Origin of the sequence: Lonsdalea britannica (assembly GCF_003515985.1) — a bacterium.
Classification (GTDB): domain Bacteria; phylum Pseudomonadota; class Gammaproteobacteria; order Enterobacterales; family Enterobacteriaceae; genus Lonsdalea; species Lonsdalea britannica.
Genome location: NZ_CP023009.1, coordinates 877,174 through 899,106, shown reverse-complemented (window position 1 = coordinate 899,106; position 21,933 = coordinate 877,174). Strand labels below are relative to the sequence as shown.

The following is a 21,933-nucleotide window of genomic DNA, read 5'->3' as shown; positions in this document are numbered from 1 at the left end:
AGATGTCCCATGCGCTTAAACCCCAGCCAACAACACGCCGTCGAGTTTGTTACCGGTCCCTGCCTGGTTCTGGCCGGCGCCGGTTCCGGTAAAACGCGCGTTATCACGCAGAAGATAGCCCATCTGATACGGGAGTGCGGCTATCAGGCGCGCAATATCGCGGCAGTCACCTTTACCAATAAGGCGGCCCGCGAGATGAAGGAGCGTGTGGCGCAGACGCTGGGACGAAAGGAAAGCCGCGGTTTGATGATTGCGACCTTCCATACGCTGGGGCTGGAGATCATCAAGCGCGAATATGCCGCGCTGGAAATGAAGTCCAATTTCTCTCTGTTCGACGATCAGGATCAGCTGGCGTTGCTCAAGGAGCTGACCGAAACCTGGTTGCAGAATGACAAAGAACTGCTGCAACAGTTGATCTCGACGATCTCCAACTGGAAAAACGATCTGATCGAACCGCCTCAGGCCGCCGCGCTGGCGCGATCGGAACGGGATCGTCTGTTCGCGCACTGTTATCAGCTCTACAGCGAACACCTGCGTGCCTGCAACGTATTGGACTTTGACGATCTTATCCTGCTGCCAACGCTATTGTTTCGGCGTAATGAACAGGCCCGCGAACGCTGGCAGCATCGCCTGCGTTATCTGCTGGTGGATGAATATCAGGACACCAATACCAGTCAGTACGAGCTGGTCAAACAGCTGGTGGGCAGTCGCGCGCGCTTTACCGTGGTCGGCGATGACGACCAGTCGATTTACTCCTGGCGCGGCGCGCGTCCCCAGAACCTGGAACTGCTCCAGCACGACTTTCCTGCGTTGCAGGTGATTAAACTGGAGCAGAATTACCGTTCGTCCGGACGCATTCTGAAAGCGGCTAATATCCTGATCGCCAACAACCCGCACGTCTTCGAGAAACGGCTCTATTCGGAGCTGGCGTATGGCAACGAACTGAAGATTATTACCGCCAACAATGAAGATCATGAAGCTGAACGCGTGGTCGGCGAACTGATCGCGCATCACTTCATCAACAAGACCCAGTACCGCGACTACGCCATCCTTTATCGCGGTAATCATCAGTCGCGGCTGTTCGAGAAAGTGCTGATGCAAAACCGCATTCCTTACAAAATTTCCGGCGGTAGCTCGTTCTTCTCTCGCCCGGAAATCAAGGATCTGTTGGCGTACCTGCGCGTGTTGACCAATGCTGACGATGACAGCGCGTTTTTGCGTATCGTGAATACGCCGAAGCGTGAAATCGGTCCGGCTACGTTGAAGAAGCTGGGTGAATGGGCTAACCAGCGTAACCGCAGCCTGTTTCACGCCAGCTTCGATGTAGGGTTGACTCAGGTGCTGACTGGCCGCGGTCTGGAATCGCTCCAGCGTTTTACGCAGTGGCTGGCAGAGATTGCCCGCCAGGCGGAACGGGAGCCGGTGGCGGCGGTACGCGATTTGATCCACGGGTTGGATTACGAAAGTTGGCTGTATGAAACCTCCCCCAGCCAGAAAGCGGCGGAGATGCGTATGAAAAACGTCAACCAGCTGTTTACGTGGATGACGGAAATGCTGGAGGGAAGCGATCTGGACGAGCCGATGACGCTGACGCAGGTCGTCACACGCTTCACGTTGCGAGACATGATGGAACGCAACGAAAGCGAGGAGGATCTTGATCAGGTGCAGCTTATGACGCTGCACGCGTCCAAAGGGCTGGAGTTTCCCAATGTTTATCTGGTGGGGATGGAAGAAGGGTTGTTGCCGCACCAGACCAGTATCGATGAAGACAATGTCGACGAAGAGCGGCGGTTGGCCTATGTCGGCATCACCCGGGCGCAAAAAGAGCTGACCTTCACGATGTGTCGCGAGCGCCGGCAGTATGGCGAATTAATTCGTCCGGAACCCAGTCGGTTTCTGCTGGAGCTGCCGCAGGACGACGTCGAGTGGGAGACGGTGAGAAAAGTGGTCAGCCCACAGGAGCGAATGCAGAAAGGGCAAGGGCATTTGGCGAATATTCGCGCCCAGCTGGCGAAGGCGAGAGGCAAAGAGTAGTTCCGCGCCTATCACCCTACGTTTCGACGCAGGCCAATCGCCCGCTGTCGTCGTCTGGACGCGCGTAAAACGAAAAAGAAATCCCGCCAGACGAGAGGACTCGCTGGCGGGATTTTTCGTTCCGACGTTATTGCGTCAGCGTCTTGCCGTCCAGGGTCACGTTTTTGACCGTCCCGATTTTCCACGGCGCGGTGCCGTTGAGCAGGTTCGTGAATCCCACGCGATTGAACGTACTGTCCTGAACATCGTCGATTGAGGCGGGAGGGACGCCGTCCAGCGTCACATTATTGAAGTTCAGCTGACTGTGCCAAATCCCCTTGGCGCTGTCGCCGACGATCTCAATCGATGGATAGGCGCCGGAAGTGCCCTGCACCGTGACGTTACTGACTGCAAAGTCGTAGAATCGGGCGGGCGTTTTGGCTGCCGGATAATCCACGGTTGCGTTGGAGTCCGAATAGCTTAGCGTGACGACCACCGCCTGTTTAACGATGTTCTTCATCGCATTATTGCGAAATATCACGCTATGCGCGCCGCCGCCGATATCCGGCGCGCTCTTGGCGCGCAGGCCGACGTCGGTTTTCTGCATCACATTGTTTTCCGCCACAATATCTTGTATCCAGGCACCGGTATGGCTGCCGGTCACTATCGCGCCATGCCCCATACGGAAATAGTTGTTGAACAGCCATGCGCCTTTCATGGGTTCTTGCTGGCTGGCGTTTTCGCCCGTACCGGCGGCGAAGTTGATGCAATCATCGCCGGTGTCGAAGACGTTGTTAAAGGCCATCACGTTCTGGCTATTGCCGAACTCCACGCCGTCGGCGTTGTTGGCGTCGTAGGTCTGGTGCGTCAGGCCGTTCACCACCGCATTATGATTTTCCAACAGCATAATGCCGTGGAATGCAGGGTTGCGGACGGTGAAATCGGCAAGGTAGACGTTTTCCACACCGCGTAGCGTCATCAGGCTGGAGCGGCCCTGACCGTAGGCCAGTTTGGCGTCAACGCCGTTATTGACCAGTTTATCCACCTGATTTTTGGCTAAAATTCCATCCTGACTCACCTTGCCGCTGTTGCTCGCTACGTATTGCGGCAGCGTCGTGTTAGTTTCATCCGTCACCGTGGCGTTGGGCGCACGTTTCCAGCCGTTACCATCGATGACGCCTTGACCCACGATGCGGATGTTTTTGAACGTTCCCGGCGTACTGCTGTTTTTGTCGATCGCATTAATCAACGATGCCGGGCGGGTAAAGCTGGAATAGGGATACAGCGTATAGCCGTCGGGATAATCACTGGGGTTGTCGGAACCCAGCAGCGTCGCGCCCTTGACCAGATTCAGCGTCATATCGCTTTTCAGCCACAGGGCGCCGGTTTTGAATACGCCCGCAGGGACATCCACGCGGCAGCCCGCGTTACAGGCGTCGATGGCTTTCTGAATAGCGGCCGTGTTCAACGTCACGCCATCGCCTTTTGCGCCGTATTGGGTGACGTTCAACACCTGTGGCACACGGGTGGTTTTGGCGGTAACAGCGTTACTGTCGCTGGATACCGTGCCATCGGCATAAACGACCCGAACGGTGAACTGGTATTGGGTATTTGCCTTCAGGTTATCAATCCGAGCATTGTGTATGACGATCCGATGCTGAAAGTTGGCGCTATCGTTTTTGTAGAACGCGGAGATATACCGGCTGGCGGGGGCGCTGACGGCGTTTTTCTCGCTGGCCAAGCCGATCGGCTTTCCGTCCTGATAAATCTGATAGTCGACGATGTTGGAGGTATCTTCCGGCGCGTCCCACACCAATACGACGCTATGGTCATCGTAGGCGAGCGTGGGTACGCGTAGCTGTTGAGGCAGGTTATCGGCAGCAGACGATGCACAGGTAAATACTAGCAATGCGGCGGCTGCGCTCACGGAATCGCGCGCAGGCAGGGAGAATCCTTTCATCCTTGATCCTTTGATTTTAAACATAGAGGTAAGCCGTCATGACGATTTTCAATGAAAACATCATGTTACGACAGCGATATGTCCTGTATCGATTCAGGGCTGGAAAAACATCGCAGATTTTGAGGAACGAGGAAAGGTAGGGGCAACAAAATGTTACCCTTTACTGGTGGGTCAAGCAGGGCTTTCCTCAATGAGAAGCGGCCAGTGGACATAGCTTTGCCAGCGACTTTCCTGCTCCAGCATTTCGGCCCGCAGCGGATATAGGGACAACCATCCGGCAGGTAAAATGACCCGCAGCGTTTCACCTTCGGCACGGAGTCGGACGGCAGGCAGCGTATCGTCCCGGCGACGACTTGCGAAGATAATCGCCAGTCGCAGCAGGCGACATAAATGCTGCGCCTGACACACCGGCAGCGCATTTTGCTGCGTCAGTGGAACAGGGTCGAGCGTATTGCACTGGTTGTGGAGCAGGGTGGCCAGAAGTTTTTTCTGAGCCGGTGTAAAACCGGGGAGATCGCTGTTGCGGATGAGGTAGGCGGCGTGATGGGAAGCCTGACGGAAGTCGATGCTGAGTCCGATTTCGTGAATCAGACTTGCGCTGCGTAGGAGCTCCCGACATCGATCGTCCAACTGCCAGTCCTGAACCAACTGCTGTGCGAAATTGTCCGCCAATGCGCTGACGCGCCGCGCCTGCTCGCCGTCGAGAAGATAGCGCTGTTGCAGATTATGCAGGGTACGGGAGCGGATGTCCTGTCCGATGGGCAAATGCAGCATGCCGTACACCAGGCCTTCGCGAAGCGCTCCGCCTGCCAACGTCATGGTCTGGATGCCCAACTCGTGGAAGATAGCCAGCAGGATAGACAGGCCGCTTGGGAAAACCAGCGCGCGTTCTAGCGTCAGCCCGTCGATTTCGAGTTCTTCCAGCTTGCCGCACTGAATCGCACGTTGCTTGAGCTGTTGCAGCTTGGCTACCGTGATGTACTCATCCATCCCCTGTGCGACCATGATCTCCTGCAGCGCCTGTACGGTGCCGGAGGCCCCGACGCAGATCTGCCAACCTTGCGCCAGCAGGCTATCTTTTACCGTACGCACCATTTCACGCGCCGCTTCTTCAGCGCGGGCAAAATTTTCCTCGCCCAGATTGCGGTCCGCGAAGTAGCGTTCCAGCCAGGTCACGCAGCCCATCGGCAGGCTGAACAGCTGGTTGGTTTGTGCGCCGGTGCCGGTCGCCAGCTCAGTGCTGCCGCCGCCGATATCGACGACCAGTCTTTGTTCCGGACCGCCGGTCGTATGGGCTACGCCCTGATAAATAAGTCGAGCTTCTTCTTCTCCGCTGATGACCTGAACCGGTACGCCCAAAATGCGTTTCGCCTTGTCGAGAAACTCATCGGCATTTGAGGCGAGCCTGAGGGTCGCCGTCGCAACGACGCGTACCTGATCTTGCGGGATGTCCTGCAGATGTTCCGAGAACAGTTTCAGGCATTGCCAGCCGCGCTCCATCGCTTCCTGGGACAGGCAGCTCTGCTTGTCCAATCCCGCAGCTAATCTGACTTTGCGTTTGATGCGGGACATGGTTTGTATGCTGCCGGCAACTTCCCGGACGACCAGCATATGAAAGCTGTTGGAGCCCAAATCAATGGCAGCATAGAGCGAAGAAGAACTTAGCATCGACATGAGAGCATCAACCCTGCCGTCTACGGTTGTTGTTACGAGGACCACTGCTGCGGCGCTGTGAATTCTGGCGGCGCGGGCCGGAAGCAGAACGCGGACGCGTCAGGCGTTTCGGCGGCGGAAAATCACTCAGTAGCGCTTCGCTGTTGTACTTGCTGACCGGAATGCGGTGCCCGGTGTACTCTTCAATCGCAGGCAGATTCAGCGCGTATTCTTCGCAAGCCAGGCTGATGGAACAGCCGCTTTCGCCAGCACGGCCGGTACGACCGATGCGGTGAACGTAATCTTCGCAATCATCCGGCAGGTCGTAGTTAAAGACATGCGTGACCAATGGAATATGCAGGCCGCGTGCGGCGACATCGGTCGCAACCAGAATGTCGATATTACCGTGGGTGAAATCTTCCAGAATGCGCAGGCGTTTTTTCTGCGGCACATCGCCCGTCAGCAGCCCGACGCGGTGACCATCGGCAGCCAGATGACCCCAAACATCTTCACAACGATGCTTAGTGTTGGCGAAGATGATGCAACGGTCCGGCCACTCTTCCTCGATGAGCGTCTGCAGCAGGCGCATTTTCTCTTCGTTAGAGGGATAGAACAGCTCTTCTTTGATGCGATGACCTGTTTTCTGTTCCGGCTCTACTTCCACATATTCCGCATTATTCATCTGCTCGAAAGCGAGTTCGCGAACACGGTAGGACAGCGTGGCGGAAAACAGCATGTTGAGACGCTGATCGGTCGCCGGCATGCGTCGGAACAACCAACGGATGTCTTTAATAAAGCCCAGATCGTACATACGATCCGCTTCATCCAGCACGACAACCTGAATCGCGCCCAGATTAACGTAGTTCTGCTTGGCGTAGTCGATCAGACGACCTGTGGTGCCGATCAGAATATCAACGCCGCTCTCCAGCACCTTCAGCTGTTTGTCGTAGCCGTCGCCGCCATAAGCCAGGCCCAGTTTCAAACCGGTAGCTTTAGCCAGCGCTTCTGCGTCTGCGTGGATCTGCACGGCGAGTTCACGCGTCGGCGCCATAATCAGCGCGCGAGGCTGGTTGGTTTCGCGTTCAGTCGAAGCAGGATGGGAAAGCAAATAATGGAAAGTAGACGCCAGAAACGCCAGCGTCTTGCCGGTACCGGTTTGCGCCTGACCTGCGACATCACGGCCTGACAACGTCAGCGGCAATGTCAGTGCCTGAATCGGCGTACAGTTATGAAACCCTTTACTTTCAAGCGCTTCTATAACCTGCGGGTGCAGTGCGAAGTCGGAAAACTTCTGTTCGGTTAAGTGTGTTTTGCTCATAGTATGGTAGAATATCAGCTAACTATTGCTTTACGAAAGCGTATCCAGTGAAATAAGAAATAAAGCCAACCCCAAGGTTGGTTAATGCTACACCAACTGGTTGGACATAATCCTGCGGAGTAAAACATGAGCGATAAAATTATTCACCTGACCGACGGCACTTTCGATAAAGACGTATTACAGGCCGAGGGCGTAACGCTGGTTGATTTCTGGGCTGAATGGTGTGGTCCTTGTAAAATGATCGCTCCCATTCTGAATGAAATCTCCGAGGAATACGCGGACAGACTAACTGTAGCCAAACTCAACATTGATGAAAACCCGGCTACGGCACCTAAATATGGTATTCGCGGAATCCCGACTCTGCTGCTGTTCAAAAATGGCGAAGTGGCGGCCACGAAAGTCGGTGCATTATCTAAAGGTCAGCTGAAAGAGTTCATCGAAGCTAACCTGTAATTCGCACTGAACAGGGCGGTTCCCTGGGCGTCTTTCGGCAATGAGAATTTCTCTTACTGACCGCTGGACGCCCACAGGGAAGCATGCTAGATTCATCCTCACTGCATATCGTACTTACCTGTAGTTTGAGCTCTTCGGGCTTGAGCCTAAAGTTAGAATCTAAAGCAATATTCTGTGTCAAAATCGGAAAAAGTCATTTAAGTTAACGATGTTCTTCCCCCCGGTTTGGCAATCTGACAGTTATAAATTAATTTGTTTTGAAGGTTTCTTCGATCTTTGCCGTGTGTATGCGCAGAGTCCGCATGATTCAGTCCGGCACAAAGCTGGCATTCGGTGATTGAAGGCCGTTATAAGAGGCACGGATGATCCTGCCATACCATTCACGTTAATAGTTCGAGATTTACCCCGAGTTTAAGAACCCACCATTATGAATCTTACCGAATTAAAGAATACGCCAGTTTCTGAGTTGATCACTCTTGGCGAAAATATGGGGCTGGAAAACCTAGCCCGCATGCGTAAACAGGACATTATTTTCGCCATACTGAAGCAGCATGCAAAGAGTGGCGAAGATATTTTCGGCGATGGTGTGCTGGAAATATTGCAGGATGGGTTTGGCTTTCTACGTTCCGCCGACAGCTCCTACCTCGCCGGTCCTGATGATATCTACGTTTCTCCCAGCCAAATCCGTCGTTTCAACCTCCGTACTGGCGATACCATTTCCGGTAAAATTCGCCCCCCCAAAGAAGGCGAGCGCTACTTCGCTCTGCTGAAAGTCAATGAAGTCAACTACGACAAACCGGAAAATGCCCGCAGTAAGATTCTGTTCGAAAACCTGACGCCACTGCATGCGAATTCGCGTCTGCGTATGGAACGCGGCAACGGTTCGACCGAAGATTTGACGGCACGCGTACTGGATCTGGCTTCCCCGATTGGTCGCGGTCAGCGTGGTCTGATTGTGGCGCCGCCGAAAGCGGGTAAAACCATGCTGCTGCAGAATATCGCGCAGAGCATTGCCTACAATCACCCAGACTGCGTGCTGATGGTGCTGCTGATCGACGAACGTCCGGAAGAAGTGACCGAGATGCAGCGTCTGGTGAAAGGCGAAGTTATCGCGTCTACCTTTGACGAACCGGCGTCTCGCCACGTCCAGGTTGCCGAAATGGTGATTGAAAAAGCGAAACGTCTGGTTGAGCACAAGAAAGACGTCATCATTCTGCTGGACTCCATCACCCGTCTGGCTCGTGCCTACAACACCGTCGTTCCGTCCTCCGGTAAAGTGTTGACCGGTGGTGTAGACGCTAACGCCCTGCATCGTCCGAAGCGTTTCTTCGGTGCGGCACGTAACGTCGAGGAAGGCGGTAGCCTGACAATCATCGCCACGGCGCTGGTCGATACCGGTTCGAAGATGGACGAAGTGATTTACGAAGAGTTTAAAGGTACCGGTAACATGGAACTGCATCTCTCTCGTAAAATCGCAGAAAAACGCGTCTTCCCGGCCATTGATTACAACCGTTCCGGCACGCGTAAAGAAGAGCTGCTTGCCAGCTCCGAAGAGCTGCAGAAAATGTGGATTCTGCGTAAGATCATTCACCCAATGGGTGAGATCGACGCGATGGAATTCCTCATTAACAAACTGGCGATGACGAAGACCAATGATGAGTTCTTCGACATGATGAAGCGTTCGTAAATTACGCTACCGGTTTGAGAAAACGCCACGCTGAGTCGTGGCGTTTTTTATTTTGCTCTATAATGCTCGCGTGGAAGAGTTTTGGCGTAATCACGTGCTGCTTAGTGCATCACCTCATGCCTTGCCCATATACCGTTTTGTCCTGTGCTCTTCATGCTTTTGTCTATGAAAAGTTAGGTAAAAATAAGGCATTCATAAAACAGCCAGTTGTATTATCAAGCGCTGTAAATCGTGAACTTACTCATGATGAGTACTCAATTAGCGTCTACATTTCTGTTTTCTTTTCTTTTTCTGCTGCTGGCTCGCAAAGTGGCAAGAAAAAGTGGGCTGGTTGATCGCCCCAACTTCCGCAAACGTCATCAGGGACTGATACCGTTGGTGGGAGGGATTTCGGTTTATGCCGGAGTCTGCTTCACTTTTCTCATGACCGATGACTACATTCCCCATGCTTGGCTCTATCTGGTCTGCGCGGGGATTCTGGTCGTCGTCGGCGCGCTCGACGATCGCTACGATATCAGCGTGCGGCTACGCGCGACGGTGCAGGCGGCGGTCGCCGCGGCGATGATGGGATTTGCCGGTCTGACGCTCCAGCACCTGGGTTACATCTTCGGTGACTGGAATCTCAGCCTCGGACCTTTCAACTACCTGCTGACGCTATTCGCCGTTTGGGCCGCGATAAACGCGTTCAATATGGTGGACGGCATCGACGGGCTGTTGGGCGGGCTGTCCAGCGTGTCTTTCGGCGCGATTGGCATTCTGCTGTATCACAGCGGGAACCATAGTCTGGCGCTGTGGAGTTTCTCGATGATTGCCGCGACCTTACCCTACATTCTCCTAAACCTTGGCGCTTTCGGCCGGCGATATAAAGTCTTTATGGGCGATGCGGGCAGCACCATGATGGGCTTTACGGCGATCTGGCTCCTGTTGCAAAGTACGCAGGGAGAAGCGCATCCCATCAACCCGGTGACGGCGCTGTGGATTATCGCAATCCCGTTGATGGACATGGTCGCCATCATGTATCGCCGTCTGCGCAAAGGCATGAGTCCGTTTTCCGCGGATCGCCAGCATATCCATCATCTGGTCATGCGGGCAGGCTTCACCTCTCGTCAGGCATTTGTGCTGATTACGTTGTCAGCCGCCGTGCTGGCGGCGATAGGCATAGCAGGGGAGTTCCTGTCCTTCATTCCTGAATGGCTGATGCTAGCCTTATTCCTGCTGATGTTTTCCCTCTATGGCTTCTGCCTGAAACGCGCGTGGCGGGTTGCGCGTTTTGTGAAGCGGGTAAAACGTCAGCTGCGCGAGCGGTCTTACTCTCAACCACGATAATCTGGGGATAGAATGAGTACAGAGAATCACGTTGTCCGGCACAACCAGTGGGATAATGAACTGGATATCCGCGGCTTGTTCCAGGTGCTTTGGCGAGGAAAACGCTGGATCGCTGGTTCGGTCGTACTGTTTGCCGCTCTGGCGATGCTGTATGCCTGGCTAGCGCCTCAGGAGTGGAGCGCCACGGCGATCACGGATAAACCTACCGTCAATATGCTGGGCGGTTTCTACTCGCAGCAGCAGTTCCTGCGCAATCTGGATGCCAAATCTTTTGCGACCCCGCCCGCAGATCAACCGCCCATCACGGCGGAAGCCTATGCGGAGTTTGTGATGCAGACCGCGGCGTACGATACGCGACGTGATTTCTGGCTACAGTCTGCCTATTATCGTGCCCGTCAGACAGGGGATGCGCGAGCGGACGCCGCATTGCTGGATGAACTGGTCAATCAGATTCAGTTCACGCCATATGACGAGGCCAAAAAAACCAACGATAGCGTGAAGCTGACGGCGGAAACGTCGGCTGATGCGAATGTCCTGCTTCGACAGTATGTTACGTTCGCCAGCCAGCGTGCGGCGTCGCATCTTAACGAGGCGCTCGACGGCGCCTGGGCGGCTCGCACGGTTTTTATGCGTTCTCAGATCAAGCAGCAGGAATCCGTTGCCAAAGCGGCCTACGATCGTGAGCTGCATGTTGTCGAACTAGCCTTGCAGGCCGCTCGCCAACAGGGCATTCGCCAGAATGCGGCGGAGACGCCTGCCAACGAGCTGCCTCCCTCTGAACTGTTCCTGCTGGGCGTGCCGATGTTACAAGCGCGGTTGGAGCTTTTACAGGCTGGCGGCCCGCAGTATGACAGCGATTACGACCGCAACCGGGCGCTGCTGAATACGCTGCTGGTGGGGCCTGTGGTTGAAAAACAATTTCAGACCTATCGCTATTTGCGCACACCGGAAGAGCCGGTGAAACGCGATAGCCCTCGTCGCCTGCTGCTGCTGGTGATGTGGGGCAGTGTGGGATTGGTGATTGGCGCAGGCGTGGCGTTGGCGCGTCGCCGCTAACCGGCCTTGCCTGTGGCGGAACGCCCTATTTTATCTGACTAAAGAGCATCGAATGTGAAAGTCCTGACTGTTTTCGGCACCCGCCCAGAAGCCATCAAAATGGCACCATTGATTCACGCACTGGCTCAGGATGCGTTTTTCGAGTCAAGAATCTGCGTCACGGCTCAGCACCGGGAAATGCTGGATCAGGTTCTGGAACTGTTTGGTATCAAGCCCGATTTTGACCTCAATATCATGCAGCCGGGGCAGGGACTCAGCGAGATCTCTTGTCGTATTCTTTCGGGGCTCAAACCCGTTTTAGAGGATTTCCGTCCCGATTTGGTGCTGGTGCACGGCGACACCTCTACCACGCTGATGGCCAGTTTGGCCGCCTTCTACCAGCGGATTCCGGTAGGGCATGTCGAAGCGGGACTAAGAACGGGCGATATTTATGCGCCCTGGCCGGAAGAGGCGAATCGCACGCTCACCGGCCATTTGGCACAGTATCACTTTGCGCCTACGGACAGCGCCCGGCTGAACCTGCTAAAAGAAAACGTGCCTGACGCCGCCATCAAAGTGACCGGCAACACGGTGATCGACGCGCTATTCTGGGTTCGCGACCTCATTGCCCGTGACCCCAAACTCAATCAGCCGTTACAGGCTCAGTACGCCTTTTTATCCGAACAGCGCAAAATGATTCTGGTCACGGGCCACCGTCGGGAAAGTTTCGGCGGCGGTTTCGAACGGATTTGCAGTGCTCTGGCCGCCATCGCTCAACGTCACCCTGACGTCCAGATTGTGTATCCGGTGCACCTCAACCCTAACGTCAGCGAGCCGGTGAACCGCATTCTCAGCGGTATCGACAATATTTTCCTGATAGCGCCACAAAATTACCTGCCGTTCGTCTACTTGATGAACCGCGCTTACCTGATTCTGACGGATTCGGGTGGCATTCAGGAAGAAGCGCCTTCGCTCGGGAAGCCGGTTCTGGTCATGAGAGACACGACCGAACGACCAGAGGCGCTGGCCTCCGGCGTAGTGCGGCTCGTCGGCACCGATGCGACGAAGATTTTGAATAACGTCTCAGAGCTGCTGACGGATGAGTCAGCCTACCAGGCCATGAGTCAGGCGCAGAATCCTTATGGTGATGGTCATGCCAGCCAGCGAATTCTCGCGGCATTAAAAGAAAATCAGGTAACGTTATGAGTTTTAATACAATTTCAGTCATAGGCTTGGGGTATATCGGTTTGCCCACCGCCGCGGCTTTTGCATCGCGGCAGCATAAAGTGGTGGGGATTGATGTGAATCGCCGTGCTGTGGAGACCATCAATCGCGGCGAAATTCACATTGTCGAGCCGGATCTGGATCAGGTCGTCAGCACGGCCGTGGCCGAAGGCTATCTGCGCGCCTGTGTGCAACCGGTGCCCGCCGATGCCTTTCTTATCGCGGTGCCGACGCCGTTCAAAGGCGACCACGAGCCGGACCTGAGCTACGTTCGCGCGGCCGTCGAGTCCATCGCACCCGTACTGGAACCCGGCAATCTGGTTATTCTGGAGTCGACATCTCCGGTCGGCACGACAGAACAAATGGCCGAGTGGTTGGCGCAGGCGCGCCCCGACCTAAGTTTCCCACAGCAGGCCGGCGACGAGGCGCAAATCAATGTGGCTTACTGCCCGGAGCGCGTTCTGCCTGGGAAAGTGATGGTGGAGCTGATCAAAAATGACCGCGTTGTCGGTGGGATGACGCCGACTTGCTCGGCGCGCGCCTGTGAGCTTTACCGCCTCTTTTTGGAAGGTGAGTGTGTAGTTACTAACTCCCGAACCGCTGAAATGTGCAAGCTGACGGAAAACAGCTTTCGCGATGTGAACATCGCCTTCGCCAACGAGCTTTCGCTGATTTGCGATGAACAGCAGATTGACGTTTGGGAGCTTATCCAATTGGCAAATCGCCACCCGCGCGTCAACATCCTGCAGCCGGGGCCGGGCGTCGGCGGTCACTGCATCGCGGTCGACCCGTGGTTTATCGTGGCGCAAAATCCTGCATTGGCGCGGCTGATTCATACCGCCCGTCTGGTTAATGACGCCAAGCCGCAGTGGGTAGTAGACCGGGTGAAAGCCGCGGTTGCCGAAGCGTTAGTGAATACTGACAAACGTCCGAGCGAGCTCCGCGTCGCCTGTTTCGGGCTGGCGTTTAAACCGGATATCGACGATTTACGCGAAAGTCCGGCGCTGGATGTCGCGACCCGCATTGCCGAGTGGCATACGGGAGAAACGCTGCTCGTCGAACCGAATATTCAGCAACTGCCGGATTCTCTGCGCAAGACGGCAACGCTGGTGGATTGCGCCACTGCCTTACAAAAGGCCGATGTGCTGGTCATGCTGGTCGATCACCGCCCGTTCCGTGCGATCGCGCCTGAACAGGTCAGCCAACGTTGGGTGGTGGATACCAAAGGCGTGTGGCGCTAGCCGCCCGCCGATGACCGCTTATTCTGCGATAACAGGACGTCGTTTATGCCGCTGCATGCCATTGTGGAATCTTTAAGCTGGGAAAGCGCGTTCTTTCATCGCGCCAGCGGCAGGCTGCTGTTTTCAGACGCGGCGCCGGTGCTCAATGCCGCGGCGATGGCGCAGTACGATATCGTTCAGGCGAAAATTCCGGCGAATGCGACCGCACAGGCGGATGCACTGGCCGCGCTGGGTTTCCGCCTGGCGGAAAGTGAGGTCGACCTGAGCGTGTCTTTGCCCGAACGGCCGGATGTCGAGACGTTCGACGGCGTACGTCGGGCCGTCGAAAGTGATATCCCCATACTGTGCGAGGCGGCCCGGACGACGTTTGCGCTGAGCCGTTTCCGCGCGCCGTGGTATGCGGCGGAAGACAGCGGACGGTTTTATGCCCGCTGGATGGAGAATGCGGTGCTTGGGACGTTTGATGATGTCTGTCTCCTGCTGGAAGACGGCCACCATCGGCCGCAAGGGTGGGTCACGTTGCGACAGTTGCCGGAGCAGGAAGCACGTATTGGTTTACTGGCAGTGTGGCCGGGACATACCGGACGCGGCATCGGACGCCGCCTGATGCAGGCGGCGGAAACGTGGTGCCGACAGCAGGACGTTCGACGTTTACGGGTCGCGACCCAACTTGGCAATATGGCGGCGCTGCGGCTTTATCTCAGCAGCGGCGCGCGAATCGACAGCACAGCCCATTGGCTATACAGGTGACGATATGATCCCATTCAATGCTCCGCCCATCGTAGGCTCCGAGCTGGAATACATGCAGGCCGCCATGCGCAGCGGCAAGCTATGCGGCGATGGCGGCTTTACCCGTCGCTGTCAGCAATGGCTGGAGCACTATTCCGGCAGCCCGAAAGTGTTGCTCACGCCTTCCTGCACCGCTTCGCTGGAGATGGCGGCGCTGTTGCTGAACATCCAGCCCGGCGATGAAGTCATCATGCCGAGCTATACCTTCGTCTCGACGGCGAACGCCTTTGTGCTGCGCGGCGCCACGATTGTCTATGTCGATATCCGCCCGGATACGCTGAACATTGATGAAAAGAAAATAGAAGCCGCGATCACTGAGCATACCCGTGTGATCGTGCCGGTGCATTATGCCGGCGTGGCGTGCGAAATGGATGCCATTATGGCATTGGCGCAAAAACACGGGCTGTACGTGGTGGAAGATGCCGCGCAGGGCGTGATGTCCCGCTACAAGGGACGCCCGCTGGGATCAATTGGCCATATCGGCTGCTTCAGCTTTCATGAAACCAAGAACTATACGGCGGGCGGCGAAGGCGGGGCGACGTTGATCAACGATCCGGCGCTGATTGACCGTGCGGAAATCATTCGCGAGAAAGGCACCAACCGCAGCCAGTTCTTCCGCGGTCAGGTTGATAAATATACCTGGCGCGATTTGGGTTCCAGCTACCTGATGGCGGATATTCAGGCGGCCTATCTGTGGGGACAGCTGGAAGCCGCTCAGCGCATCAACGAGCGTCGACTGCGTCTTTGGGATGCCTATTATGCCGCGTTTCATCCGCTGGAAGCGGCGGGCAAGCTGGAACTACCGACGGTCCCGGCTGACTGCGTACACAACGCCCACATGTTTTATCTACGGCTGCGCGATATCGAACAGCGCAACGACTTCATCAGCTATATGAAAGAAGCCGAAATTATGTCCGTATTCCACTACATTCCGCTGCACAGCAGTCCGGCAGGGCAGCAGTTCGGGCGTTTCTCCGGCGAAGATCGCTTCACCACCCGTGAAAGCGAACGACTGGTGCGCCTGCCGCTGTTTTACAACCTGCGCAACGTGAATCAGCGTACCGTTATCAGCACGGTGCAGAGCTTCTTCTCCTGATATGTCACTCGCCAAGGCATCAGTCTGGACGGCAGCCTCGACGCTGATCAAAATCGGGGTGGGGCTGGTCGTCGTTAAGCTGCTGGCCGTCTCTTTCGGGCCTGGCGGCGTAGGACTGGCGGGGAATTACCGCCAGCTGATTACCGTGCTGGGCGTATTGGCGGGCGCGGGTATTTTTAACGGCGTCACCAAATACGTCGCGGAATACCAGCAGCGTCCGGCGGAGCTACGGTCTTTGTTAGGCACAGCGACCACGATGGTCACCGTGTTTTCGCTGGCGTTAGCGCTGGTGCTATGGCTGGCGGCACTGCCGATAGCCGAAGCGTTGTTCGGTGAGACGCGCTTCGCCTCCGTTATTCGCGCGTTGGCGCTGCTTCAGGTTGGGATTGCCTATGCCAACCTGTTTCTGGCGATCCTGAAAGGGTATCGCCATGCGCGGGGCAATGCGCTGGCAATTATCCTGGGAAGCATCGTGGGACTGGCGGCCTATCTGGCTTGTTTCTGGCTGGGCGGTTATGACGGTGCGCTCGTCGGCCTGGCATTGGTGCCTGCGTTGATCGCGGTTCCGGCAGCGTGGTGGCTCCAACGCGCGACACCACTGCGCTGGCCGATGCTGAAGCCGCTGTGGGAACGGATGCTGGCGGGGCGGCTGGCCAAGTTTACTCTGATGGCGCTGATGACGGCCGTCACGCTGCCGGTCGCTTATATCACCATGCGTAATTTGCTCGCGGCGCACTATGGCTGGGAGGCGGTCGGGATCTGGCAGGGCGTCACCACCATTTCCGACGCCTATCTGCAGTTCATCACGGCTGCGTTCAGCGTCTATCTATTGCCGACGCTATCACGGCTGACCGAACGCCGAGATCAGGCGCGGGAAATAGTGACGTCGCTGAAGTTTGTACTGCCCACGGTCGCGGCGGTGAGTTTTGTCGTCTGGCTGCTGCGCGATGTGGCGATCTGGCTGCTGTTCTCACATCAGTTTATTGCGATGCGCGATCTCTTCCCTTGGCAACTGACTGGGGATGTGATGAAAGTGGGCGCTTACGTTTTTGGCTATCTGGTCATCGCGAAAGCCTCTCTGCGCTTCTATTTGCTGACCGAAATCAGCCAGTTTCTCCTGCTGATGGGATTCTCGCATTGGCTGATCCCGTTGCATGGCGCACTGGGCGCGGCACAGGCTTATATGGCAAGCTATCTGGTCTATTTCCTGCTGTGTTGCGGCATTTTCATTATTTACTGTAGGCGAGCATGACCCCCTTAATTCACGTGCTGGGTGCGGATATCCCTCATCATAATCAGACGGTACTGCGTTTTTTCAACGACGTACTGGCCCCGACGCTGCCCGCTGAGCAGGCGCGGCGCTTTATGGTGGTGGCCCCGGCGGAGGCCGCATGGCTGCAAAATTTTCCCGCGTTGACCGTTGATCGCTATTCCGATAAACGTGCGCTGGCGAAAGCGGTGGTCGCACAGGCTAAGGCGCACCGCGAGACCCGATTTTTCTTCCACGGCCAGTTCAACCCGTGGCTGTGGCTGGCGTTGCTGACCGGCGGCATCCGTCCCGCCCAAGCTTATTGGCACATCTGGGGCGCTGATCTTTATGAGACGGCAAGCGGTATGGCTGCGCGTCTGTTCTATCTGTTGCGCCGTCGTGCGCAGGGGCGTATCGGCCGGGTATTCGCGACGCGCGGCGATCTGAACTATTTTGGCCAGCGGCAGCCGCAGGTTCCCGCCGAACGGCTTTATTTTCCCACCCGCATGGATCCGACGCTGGTCGCGCCACACGACCTAAAAGGTCAGGCCGGGCCGATGACCATTTTGGTGGGGAATTCCGGCGATAAAACCAACCGTCATATCGAAGCGCTGCGGGCGATTCACGAGCGGTTCGGTGAACGCGCGCGGGTGATTGTGCCTATGGGCTATCCCGCCAATAACGATGACTACATTGCGCAGGTCCAGCAGGTCGGCGATGCGTTGTTTGGCGTGAAACGTTTTCAGCTGCTGCGTCAGCAGATGGCGTTTGACGACTATCTGGCGATGCTTCGCCGCTGCGATCTGGGCTATTTCATCTTCGACCGGCAGCAGGGTATTGGTACGCTGTGCCTGCTGATCCAGTTCGGCGTGCCGTTTGTGCTGAGCCGCCATAATCCGTTCTGGCAGGATTTGCAGGAACAACATCTTCCCGTGCTGTTTTACGGCGATGATCTGGATGAAGCGGGCGTGTTGGAAGCGCAGCAGTCGCTGGCGCAGGTCGACAAGCGGCAGATTGCGTTTTTCAATCCGAACTATATCGACGGTTGGCATCGGGCGCTGGCGCTCGCCGCGGGAGAGCCGGTATGACCGAATGGCAGGTCAGCGGACTGCTGGGCGTTTATCTCGTTTCCGTGCTGTTTATCCTGCTTCTGACCTGGCGGGAGTTTAAACGGGTGCGATTCAACTTTAACATATTGTTTTCGTTACTGTATCTGCTGACATTCTATCTCGGCTTCCCGTTTACCTGTCTGTTAGCGTTTCGTTTCAATGTGGCGGTGGTGCCAGCGCAATACCTCTTAATGGCTCTGCTGTCGGCGACGGTGTTCTACGCCATTTATTACGTGACGTATAAAACCCGGCTGCGCGCCTCGCCTACCGTCGCTTCTCCTCCGATGTTGAGCTTCTCTCGGGTGGAAACGCATCTGGTCTGGGGACTGCTGGCGCTGGTGGCGGTGGTGACCGTCGGCATCTTCTTTCTCCACAACGGTTTTTTGCTATTTAAGCTACGGGCCTACAACCAAATTTTTTCCAGCGATGTGTCCGGCGTCGCGCTGAAACGCTTTTTCTATTTCTTTATTCCCGCGATGCTGGTGATCTACTTCCTGCATCAGACGCCACGCGCCTGGCTGGGCTTTTTGCTGACGACGGTAGCCTTCGGCATGCTGACCTACATGATTGTCGGCGGCACGCGCGCCAATGTCCTGATCGCCTTTTCGCTATTCCTGTTTATCGGCATTGTGCGCGGGTGGATCTCGCTGTCGATGCTGGTCGCGGCGGGATTGATGGGCATTGTCGGCATGTTCTGGCTGGCGCTGAAGCGCTATAGCCTAGACGTCAGCGGCGCCGAGGCCGTTTATACGTTTCTGTATCTGACGCGGGATACGTTCTCGCCGTGGGAAAATCTGGCCCGGCTGTGGCAGTTCTACGACGATATCCATTTCCAGGGATTGGCGCCCATTGTTCGCGATTTTTATGTCTTTATTCCCGGCTGGTTGTGGCCCGGACGGCCTTCGCTGATCCTCAACAGCGCCAACTATTTCACCTGGGAAGTGTTGAACAACCATAGCGGACTGGCGATGTCGCCTACGCTGATCGGCTCGCTGCTGGTCATGGGCGGGGCGGCGTTTATTCCGCTGGGCGCCGTGGCCGTCGGGCTGATTATCAAATGGTTTGATTGGCTTTATGAGCGCGGTCGCCAAAGTCCTAACCGCTATAATGCCGCGATTTTGCAGGCTTTCTGCTTTGGCGCGATATTCAACATCATCGTGCTGGTCAGGGAAGGGATGGATGCCTTTGTCTCTCGGGTGGTGTTTTTCTGTCTGGTCTTTGGCGCCTGCCTGCTGCTGGCCAAGCTATTATATTGGCTGTTGCTACAGGGCGGCGTTATCCGGCAGCGCTGGCGCAAGTTACCGCCGTCCGGGCTGGAGCAACGCCTTGCACCCGTGAGCCCGCGACGCGAATAATGAGGAAAACAATGGAACACAATGACGCGATCCCACAGTACCAGATTCGCGGGATCCCTCTGTACGGCTTTGAGAGCATGACGCAGTGTGTGGATTATCTGCTGGCTGGTGAACAGGTTAAAACCGGCACGTTGGTGGCGATTAACGCTGAAAAAGTCCTGGCGACGGAACGGGATTCTGTACTGAAGGCGCTGATTGACGCGGCGGAATACAAATACGCCGATGGCATCAGCATTGTTCACTCTATTCGGCGGAAATATGCCGATGCCCGCGTAGAACGTATCGCCGGGGCCGACCTCTGGGAAGCGCTGATGCAGCGGGCCGGAGAGCGGGGTACGCCGGTCTTCCTCATCGGCGGCAAGCCCGAGGTGCTGGCTCAGACGGAACGGGAGCTCCGTCATCGCTGGCAGGTGAATATTGTCGGATCGCAGGACGGCTATTTCAGCGTGGAGCAGCAGCCGGCGCTGTTTGACCGCGTGCGCGACAGCGGCGCTCAGCTGGTAACGGTGGCGATGGGTTCTCCCAAGCAGGAACGGATTATGCAGCAGTGCCGCCTGGTTTATCCTGACGCTTTATATATGGGCGTCGGCGGTACTTATGACGTATTTACGGGACACGTCAAACGCGCCCCCAAGCGCTGGCAAAACCTGGGGTTAGAGTGGCTGTATCGTCTGCTGTCTCAACCTAGTCGTATTACACGGCAGATAAAGCTATTGCGCTATCTGGCTTATCACATCAGCAGACGCCTGTAGTTCCGCTTCCTCCCTGCGTTTGCCTGAACTCTTCCGATTGAGTTATAAGCAAACGCATACCTTTCTTATTTAGTTATAACCCCTTCCCCGAAGATGTTAATCCCGTCAGCATTGCTGTATCTTTTCCGGCGCCCTGTTTTGGGCGGCGTTTTTTTGCGCGAGAGGTACCGTTGATCGTTGCCGGCGAAATAAAACAATTCATTAACTCGGCAGAAACAAACACAACATGGAATGATAGAGGATTTATGACAAAAAAAGTCAAAGAAGATCAGCTCCACCGGGGTCTGGAGGCAAGGCATATTGAACTGATCGCGCTTGGGGGCACCATCGGCGTCGGTTTGTTCATGGGAGCGGCGAGCGCGTTGAAGTGGGCCGGTCCTTCCGTCTTGCTGGCGTATATCGTGGCGGGCCTTTTTGTGTTCTTCATTATGCGTTCAATGGGCGAAATGCTGTTTCTTGAGCCGGTGGCCGGCTCGTTCGCCGTCTACGCCCACAACTATCTCAATCCCTTTTTCGGCTATCTCACCGCCTGGAGCTACTGGTTCATGTGGATGGCCGTGGGTATATCGGAAATCACGGCAATAGGCGTTTACGTCCAGTTCTGGTTCCCGGAACTTCCCCAGTGGATACCGGCGATTGCCGCCGTCGTGCTGGTGGCAGGCGCCAATCTGGCCGCGGTACGTTTGTACGGTGAAATCGAATTCTGGTTCGCGATGATCAAAATCACCACCATTATCGTGATGATTGTGGTTGGCGCAGGCGTGATTTTCTTCGGATTGGGCAACCACGGCGAAGCGACTGGTTTTGCCAACCTGACTGAGCATGGGGGCTTCCTGGCTGGCGGCTGGAAAGGGCTGCTGTTCGCGTTGTGTCTGGTGGTCGCCTCCTATCAGGGCGTTGAGCTGGTGGGGATTACGGCGGGTGAAGCTAAAAATCCGCAGGTGACGTTGAAGCGCGCTATCAACAATATCCTGTGGCGTATTCTGATCTTCTATGTGGGCGCGATTTTCGTCATCGTCACCATCTTCCCGTGGAATGAAATTGGCACCTCCGGCAGCCCGTTCGTGCTGACCTTCGCCAAAATCGGTATTACGGCGGCGGCGGGCATCATCAACTTCGTCGTGCTGACTGCGGCGTTGTCCGGCTGTAACAGCGGAATGTATAGCTGTGGGCGTATGCTCTTCTCGCTGTCTAAAAACCGTCAGTTGCCAGCGGCGTTAGGCAAAGTCACCGCCAGCGGCGTACCAGCGGCAGGCGTGATGGTTTCTATTCTGTGCCTGATCGCCGGGTCGGCTCTGAACTACATCATCCCTAATCCGGAAAAAGTCTTCGTCTATGTCTATAGCGCGAGCGTGCTGCCGGGTATGGTGCCGTGGTTTGTGGTGCTGGTCAGCCAGCTGCGTTTTCGTCGTAAGCATCAGGCGGCGATTGCCGGACACCCTTTCAAGTCAATCCTGTTCCCGTGGGTTAACTATCTGACGATGGCATTCCTGCTGTGCGTGCTGGTCGGGATGTACATTAATACGGATACCCGCCTGTCGCTGATCGTGGGGGTAATATTCCTGGCCTTCGTCAGCACGATTTATGCGGTTCTCGGTTTGGGTAAAAAGCAGGCTGAAGTGAAATAATTACCCGTAAACAGCGGGTGGGAAAGCGGTAGAGTCGATGATTTG

Annotated in this window: 17 protein-coding genes; 14 read left to right on the top strand and 3 right to left on the bottom strand. The window is 55.9% G+C overall.

Annotated features, from left to right (window positions below):
* Positions 1-9: 9 nt before the first annotated feature.
* Positions 10-2,034 carry a DNA helicase Rep gene (rep, locus tag CKQ53_RS04270; RefSeq protein WP_094118813.1) on the top strand — a complete coding sequence of 675 codons (2,025 nt, stop codon included), beginning with the start codon at positions 10-12 and terminating at the stop codon, positions 2,032-2,034.
* A 127-nt stretch (positions 2,035-2,161) separates the two neighbouring features.
* Here rep and CKQ53_RS04265 read toward each other — a convergent pair whose 3' ends face one another.
* The 3 genes from CKQ53_RS04265 to rhlB all read right to left on the bottom strand — a co-directional run bounded on the left by CKQ53_RS04265 (position 2,162) and on the right by rhlB (position 6,944).
* The gene (locus tag CKQ53_RS04265) at positions 2,162-3,973 is read right to left on the bottom strand and encodes a glycosyl hydrolase family 28 protein (protein WP_118894684.1); all 1,812 of its coding nucleotides are present in this window, start codon (positions 3,971-3,973) and stop codon (positions 2,162-2,164) included.
* Between the two features lie 171 nt (positions 3,974-4,144).
* Positions 4,145-5,641 (bottom strand): guanosine-5'-triphosphate,3'-diphosphate diphosphatase, encoded by a 1,497-nt coding sequence (gene gppA / locus CKQ53_RS04260; protein ID WP_085652181.1) that lies wholly within the window; start codon positions 5,639-5,641, stop codon positions 4,145-4,147.
* 13 nt (positions 5,642-5,654) lie between these two features.
* On the bottom strand, positions 5,655-6,944 hold the full coding sequence (gene rhlB, locus CKQ53_RS04255) for an ATP-dependent RNA helicase RhlB (protein WP_085652159.1): 1,290 nt from the start codon (positions 6,942-6,944) through the stop codon (positions 5,655-5,657).
* A 126-nt stretch (positions 6,945-7,070) separates the two neighbouring features.
* Here rhlB and trxA point away from each other — a divergent pair, with 126 nt between their 5' ends.
* From trxA to thrP, 13 genes are all read left to right on the top strand, one after another.
* A complete protein-coding gene (gene trxA, locus CKQ53_RS04250) occupies positions 7,071-7,397 on the top strand; it encodes a thioredoxin TrxA (protein WP_026739280.1) in 327 nt (108 codons plus the stop codon).
* 427 nt (positions 7,398-7,824) lie between these two features.
* On the top strand, positions 7,825-9,084 hold the full coding sequence (rho, locus tag CKQ53_RS04245) for a transcription termination factor Rho (RefSeq protein WP_027063767.1): 1,260 nt from the start codon (positions 7,825-7,827) through the stop codon (positions 9,082-9,084).
* Positions 9,085-9,315: 231 nt separating this feature from the next.
* Complete coding sequence (gene wecA / locus CKQ53_RS04240) at positions 9,316-10,410, top strand: UDP-N-acetylglucosamine--undecaprenyl-phosphate N-acetylglucosaminephosphotransferase (RefSeq protein WP_085652161.1); 1,095 nt, start codon at positions 9,316-9,318, stop codon at positions 10,408-10,410.
* A gap of 12 nt (positions 10,411-10,422) precedes the next feature.
* A complete protein-coding gene (gene wzzE, locus CKQ53_RS04235; protein WP_118894682.1) occupies positions 10,423-11,466 on the top strand; it encodes an ECA polysaccharide chain length modulation protein in 1,044 nt (347 codons plus the stop codon).
* A 54-nt stretch (positions 11,467-11,520) separates the two neighbouring features.
* Positions 11,521-12,651: a non-hydrolyzing UDP-N-acetylglucosamine 2-epimerase gene (gene wecB / locus CKQ53_RS04230; protein ID WP_085652163.1), complete on the top strand. Its 1,131-nt coding sequence runs from the start codon at positions 11,521-11,523 to the stop codon at positions 12,649-12,651.
* Entirely contained in the window at positions 12,648-13,910 is a 1,263-nt protein-coding gene (gene wecC / locus CKQ53_RS04225; protein WP_094118814.1) for a UDP-N-acetyl-D-mannosamine dehydrogenase, read from the top strand. The genes wecB and wecC overlap by 4 nt, the downstream gene beginning before the upstream one ends.
* 45 nt (positions 13,911-13,955) lie before the next feature.
* Positions 13,956-14,660 (top strand): dTDP-4-amino-4,6-dideoxy-D-galactose acyltransferase, encoded by a 705-nt coding sequence (gene rffC / locus CKQ53_RS04220; protein ID WP_085652164.1) that lies wholly within the window; start codon positions 13,956-13,958, stop codon positions 14,658-14,660.
* A gap of 4 nt (positions 14,661-14,664) precedes the next feature.
* On the top strand, positions 14,665-15,795 hold the full coding sequence (gene rffA / locus CKQ53_RS04215) for a dTDP-4-amino-4,6-dideoxygalactose transaminase (RefSeq protein WP_085652165.1): 1,131 nt from the start codon (positions 14,665-14,667) through the stop codon (positions 15,793-15,795).
* Position 15,796: 1 nt separating this feature from the next.
* Positions 15,797-17,047, top strand: a complete 1,251-nt coding sequence (gene wzxE / locus CKQ53_RS04210) for a lipid III flippase WzxE (RefSeq protein WP_085652166.1) — start codon at positions 15,797-15,799, stop codon at positions 17,045-17,047.
* Positions 17,044-18,132 carry a TDP-N-acetylfucosamine:lipid II N-acetylfucosaminyltransferase gene (locus tag CKQ53_RS04205; protein WP_085652167.1) on the top strand — a complete coding sequence of 363 codons (1,089 nt, stop codon included), beginning with the start codon at positions 17,044-17,046 and terminating at the stop codon, positions 18,130-18,132. The genes wzxE and CKQ53_RS04205 overlap by 4 nt, the downstream gene beginning before the upstream one ends.
* Complete coding sequence (gene wzyE / locus CKQ53_RS04200) at positions 18,129-19,508, top strand: ECA oligosaccharide polymerase (RefSeq protein ID WP_085652168.1); 1,380 nt, start codon at positions 18,129-18,131, stop codon at positions 19,506-19,508. The genes CKQ53_RS04205 and wzyE overlap by 4 nt, the downstream gene beginning before the upstream one ends.
* An 11-nt stretch (positions 19,509-19,519) precedes the next feature.
* A complete protein-coding gene (gene wecG / locus CKQ53_RS04195) occupies positions 19,520-20,260 on the top strand; it encodes a lipopolysaccharide N-acetylmannosaminouronosyltransferase (RefSeq protein WP_085652169.1) in 741 nt (246 codons plus the stop codon).
* A gap of 245 nt (positions 20,261-20,505) precedes the next feature.
* The gene (gene thrP / locus CKQ53_RS04190; RefSeq protein ID WP_094118815.1) at positions 20,506-21,888 is read left to right on the top strand and encodes a bifunctional threonine/serine APC transporter ThrP; all 1,383 of its coding nucleotides are present in this window, start codon (positions 20,506-20,508) and stop codon (positions 21,886-21,888) included.
* The last annotated feature ends 45 nt before the right edge of the window (positions 21,889-21,933 follow it).

Bases quoted from the DNA above. Each gene is read 5' to 3' on its own strand.
- rep (WP_094118813.1), top strand. From the start codon at position 10: ATGCGCTTAAACCCCAGCCAACAACACGCCGTCGAGTTTGTTACCGGT.
- CKQ53_RS04265 (WP_118894684.1), bottom strand. From the start codon at position 3,973: ATGAAAGGATTCTCCCTGCCTGCGCGCGATTCCGTGAGCGCAGCCGCC.
- gppA (WP_085652181.1), bottom strand. From the start codon at position 5,641: ATGCTAAGTTCTTCTTCGCTCTATGCTGCCATTGATTTGGGCTCCAAC.
- rhlB (WP_085652159.1), bottom strand. From the start codon at position 6,944: ATGAGCAAAACACACTTAACCGAACAGAAGTTTTCCGACTTCGCACTG.
- trxA (WP_026739280.1), top strand. From the start codon at position 7,071: ATGAGCGATAAAATTATTCACCTGACCGACGGCACTTTCGATAAAGAC.
- rho (WP_027063767.1), top strand. From the start codon at position 7,825: ATGAATCTTACCGAATTAAAGAATACGCCAGTTTCTGAGTTGATCACT.
- wzzE (WP_118894682.1), top strand. From the start codon at position 10,423: ATGAGTACAGAGAATCACGTTGTCCGGCACAACCAGTGGGATAATGAA.
- wecC (WP_094118814.1), top strand. From the start codon at position 12,648: ATGAGTTTTAATACAATTTCAGTCATAGGCTTGGGGTATATCGGTTTG.
- rffC (WP_085652164.1), top strand. From the start codon at position 13,956: ATGCCGCTGCATGCCATTGTGGAATCTTTAAGCTGGGAAAGCGCGTTC.
- rffA (WP_085652165.1), top strand. From the start codon at position 14,665: ATGATCCCATTCAATGCTCCGCCCATCGTAGGCTCCGAGCTGGAATAC.
- wzxE (WP_085652166.1), top strand. From the start codon at position 15,797: ATGTCACTCGCCAAGGCATCAGTCTGGACGGCAGCCTCGACGCTGATC.
- CKQ53_RS04205 (WP_085652167.1), top strand. From the start codon at position 17,044: ATGACCCCCTTAATTCACGTGCTGGGTGCGGATATCCCTCATCATAAT.
- wzyE (WP_085652168.1), top strand. From the start codon at position 18,129: ATGACCGAATGGCAGGTCAGCGGACTGCTGGGCGTTTATCTCGTTTCC.
- wecG (WP_085652169.1), top strand. From the start codon at position 19,520: ATGGAACACAATGACGCGATCCCACAGTACCAGATTCGCGGGATCCCT.
- thrP (WP_094118815.1), top strand. From the start codon at position 20,506: ATGACAAAAAAAGTCAAAGAAGATCAGCTCCACCGGGGTCTGGAGGCA.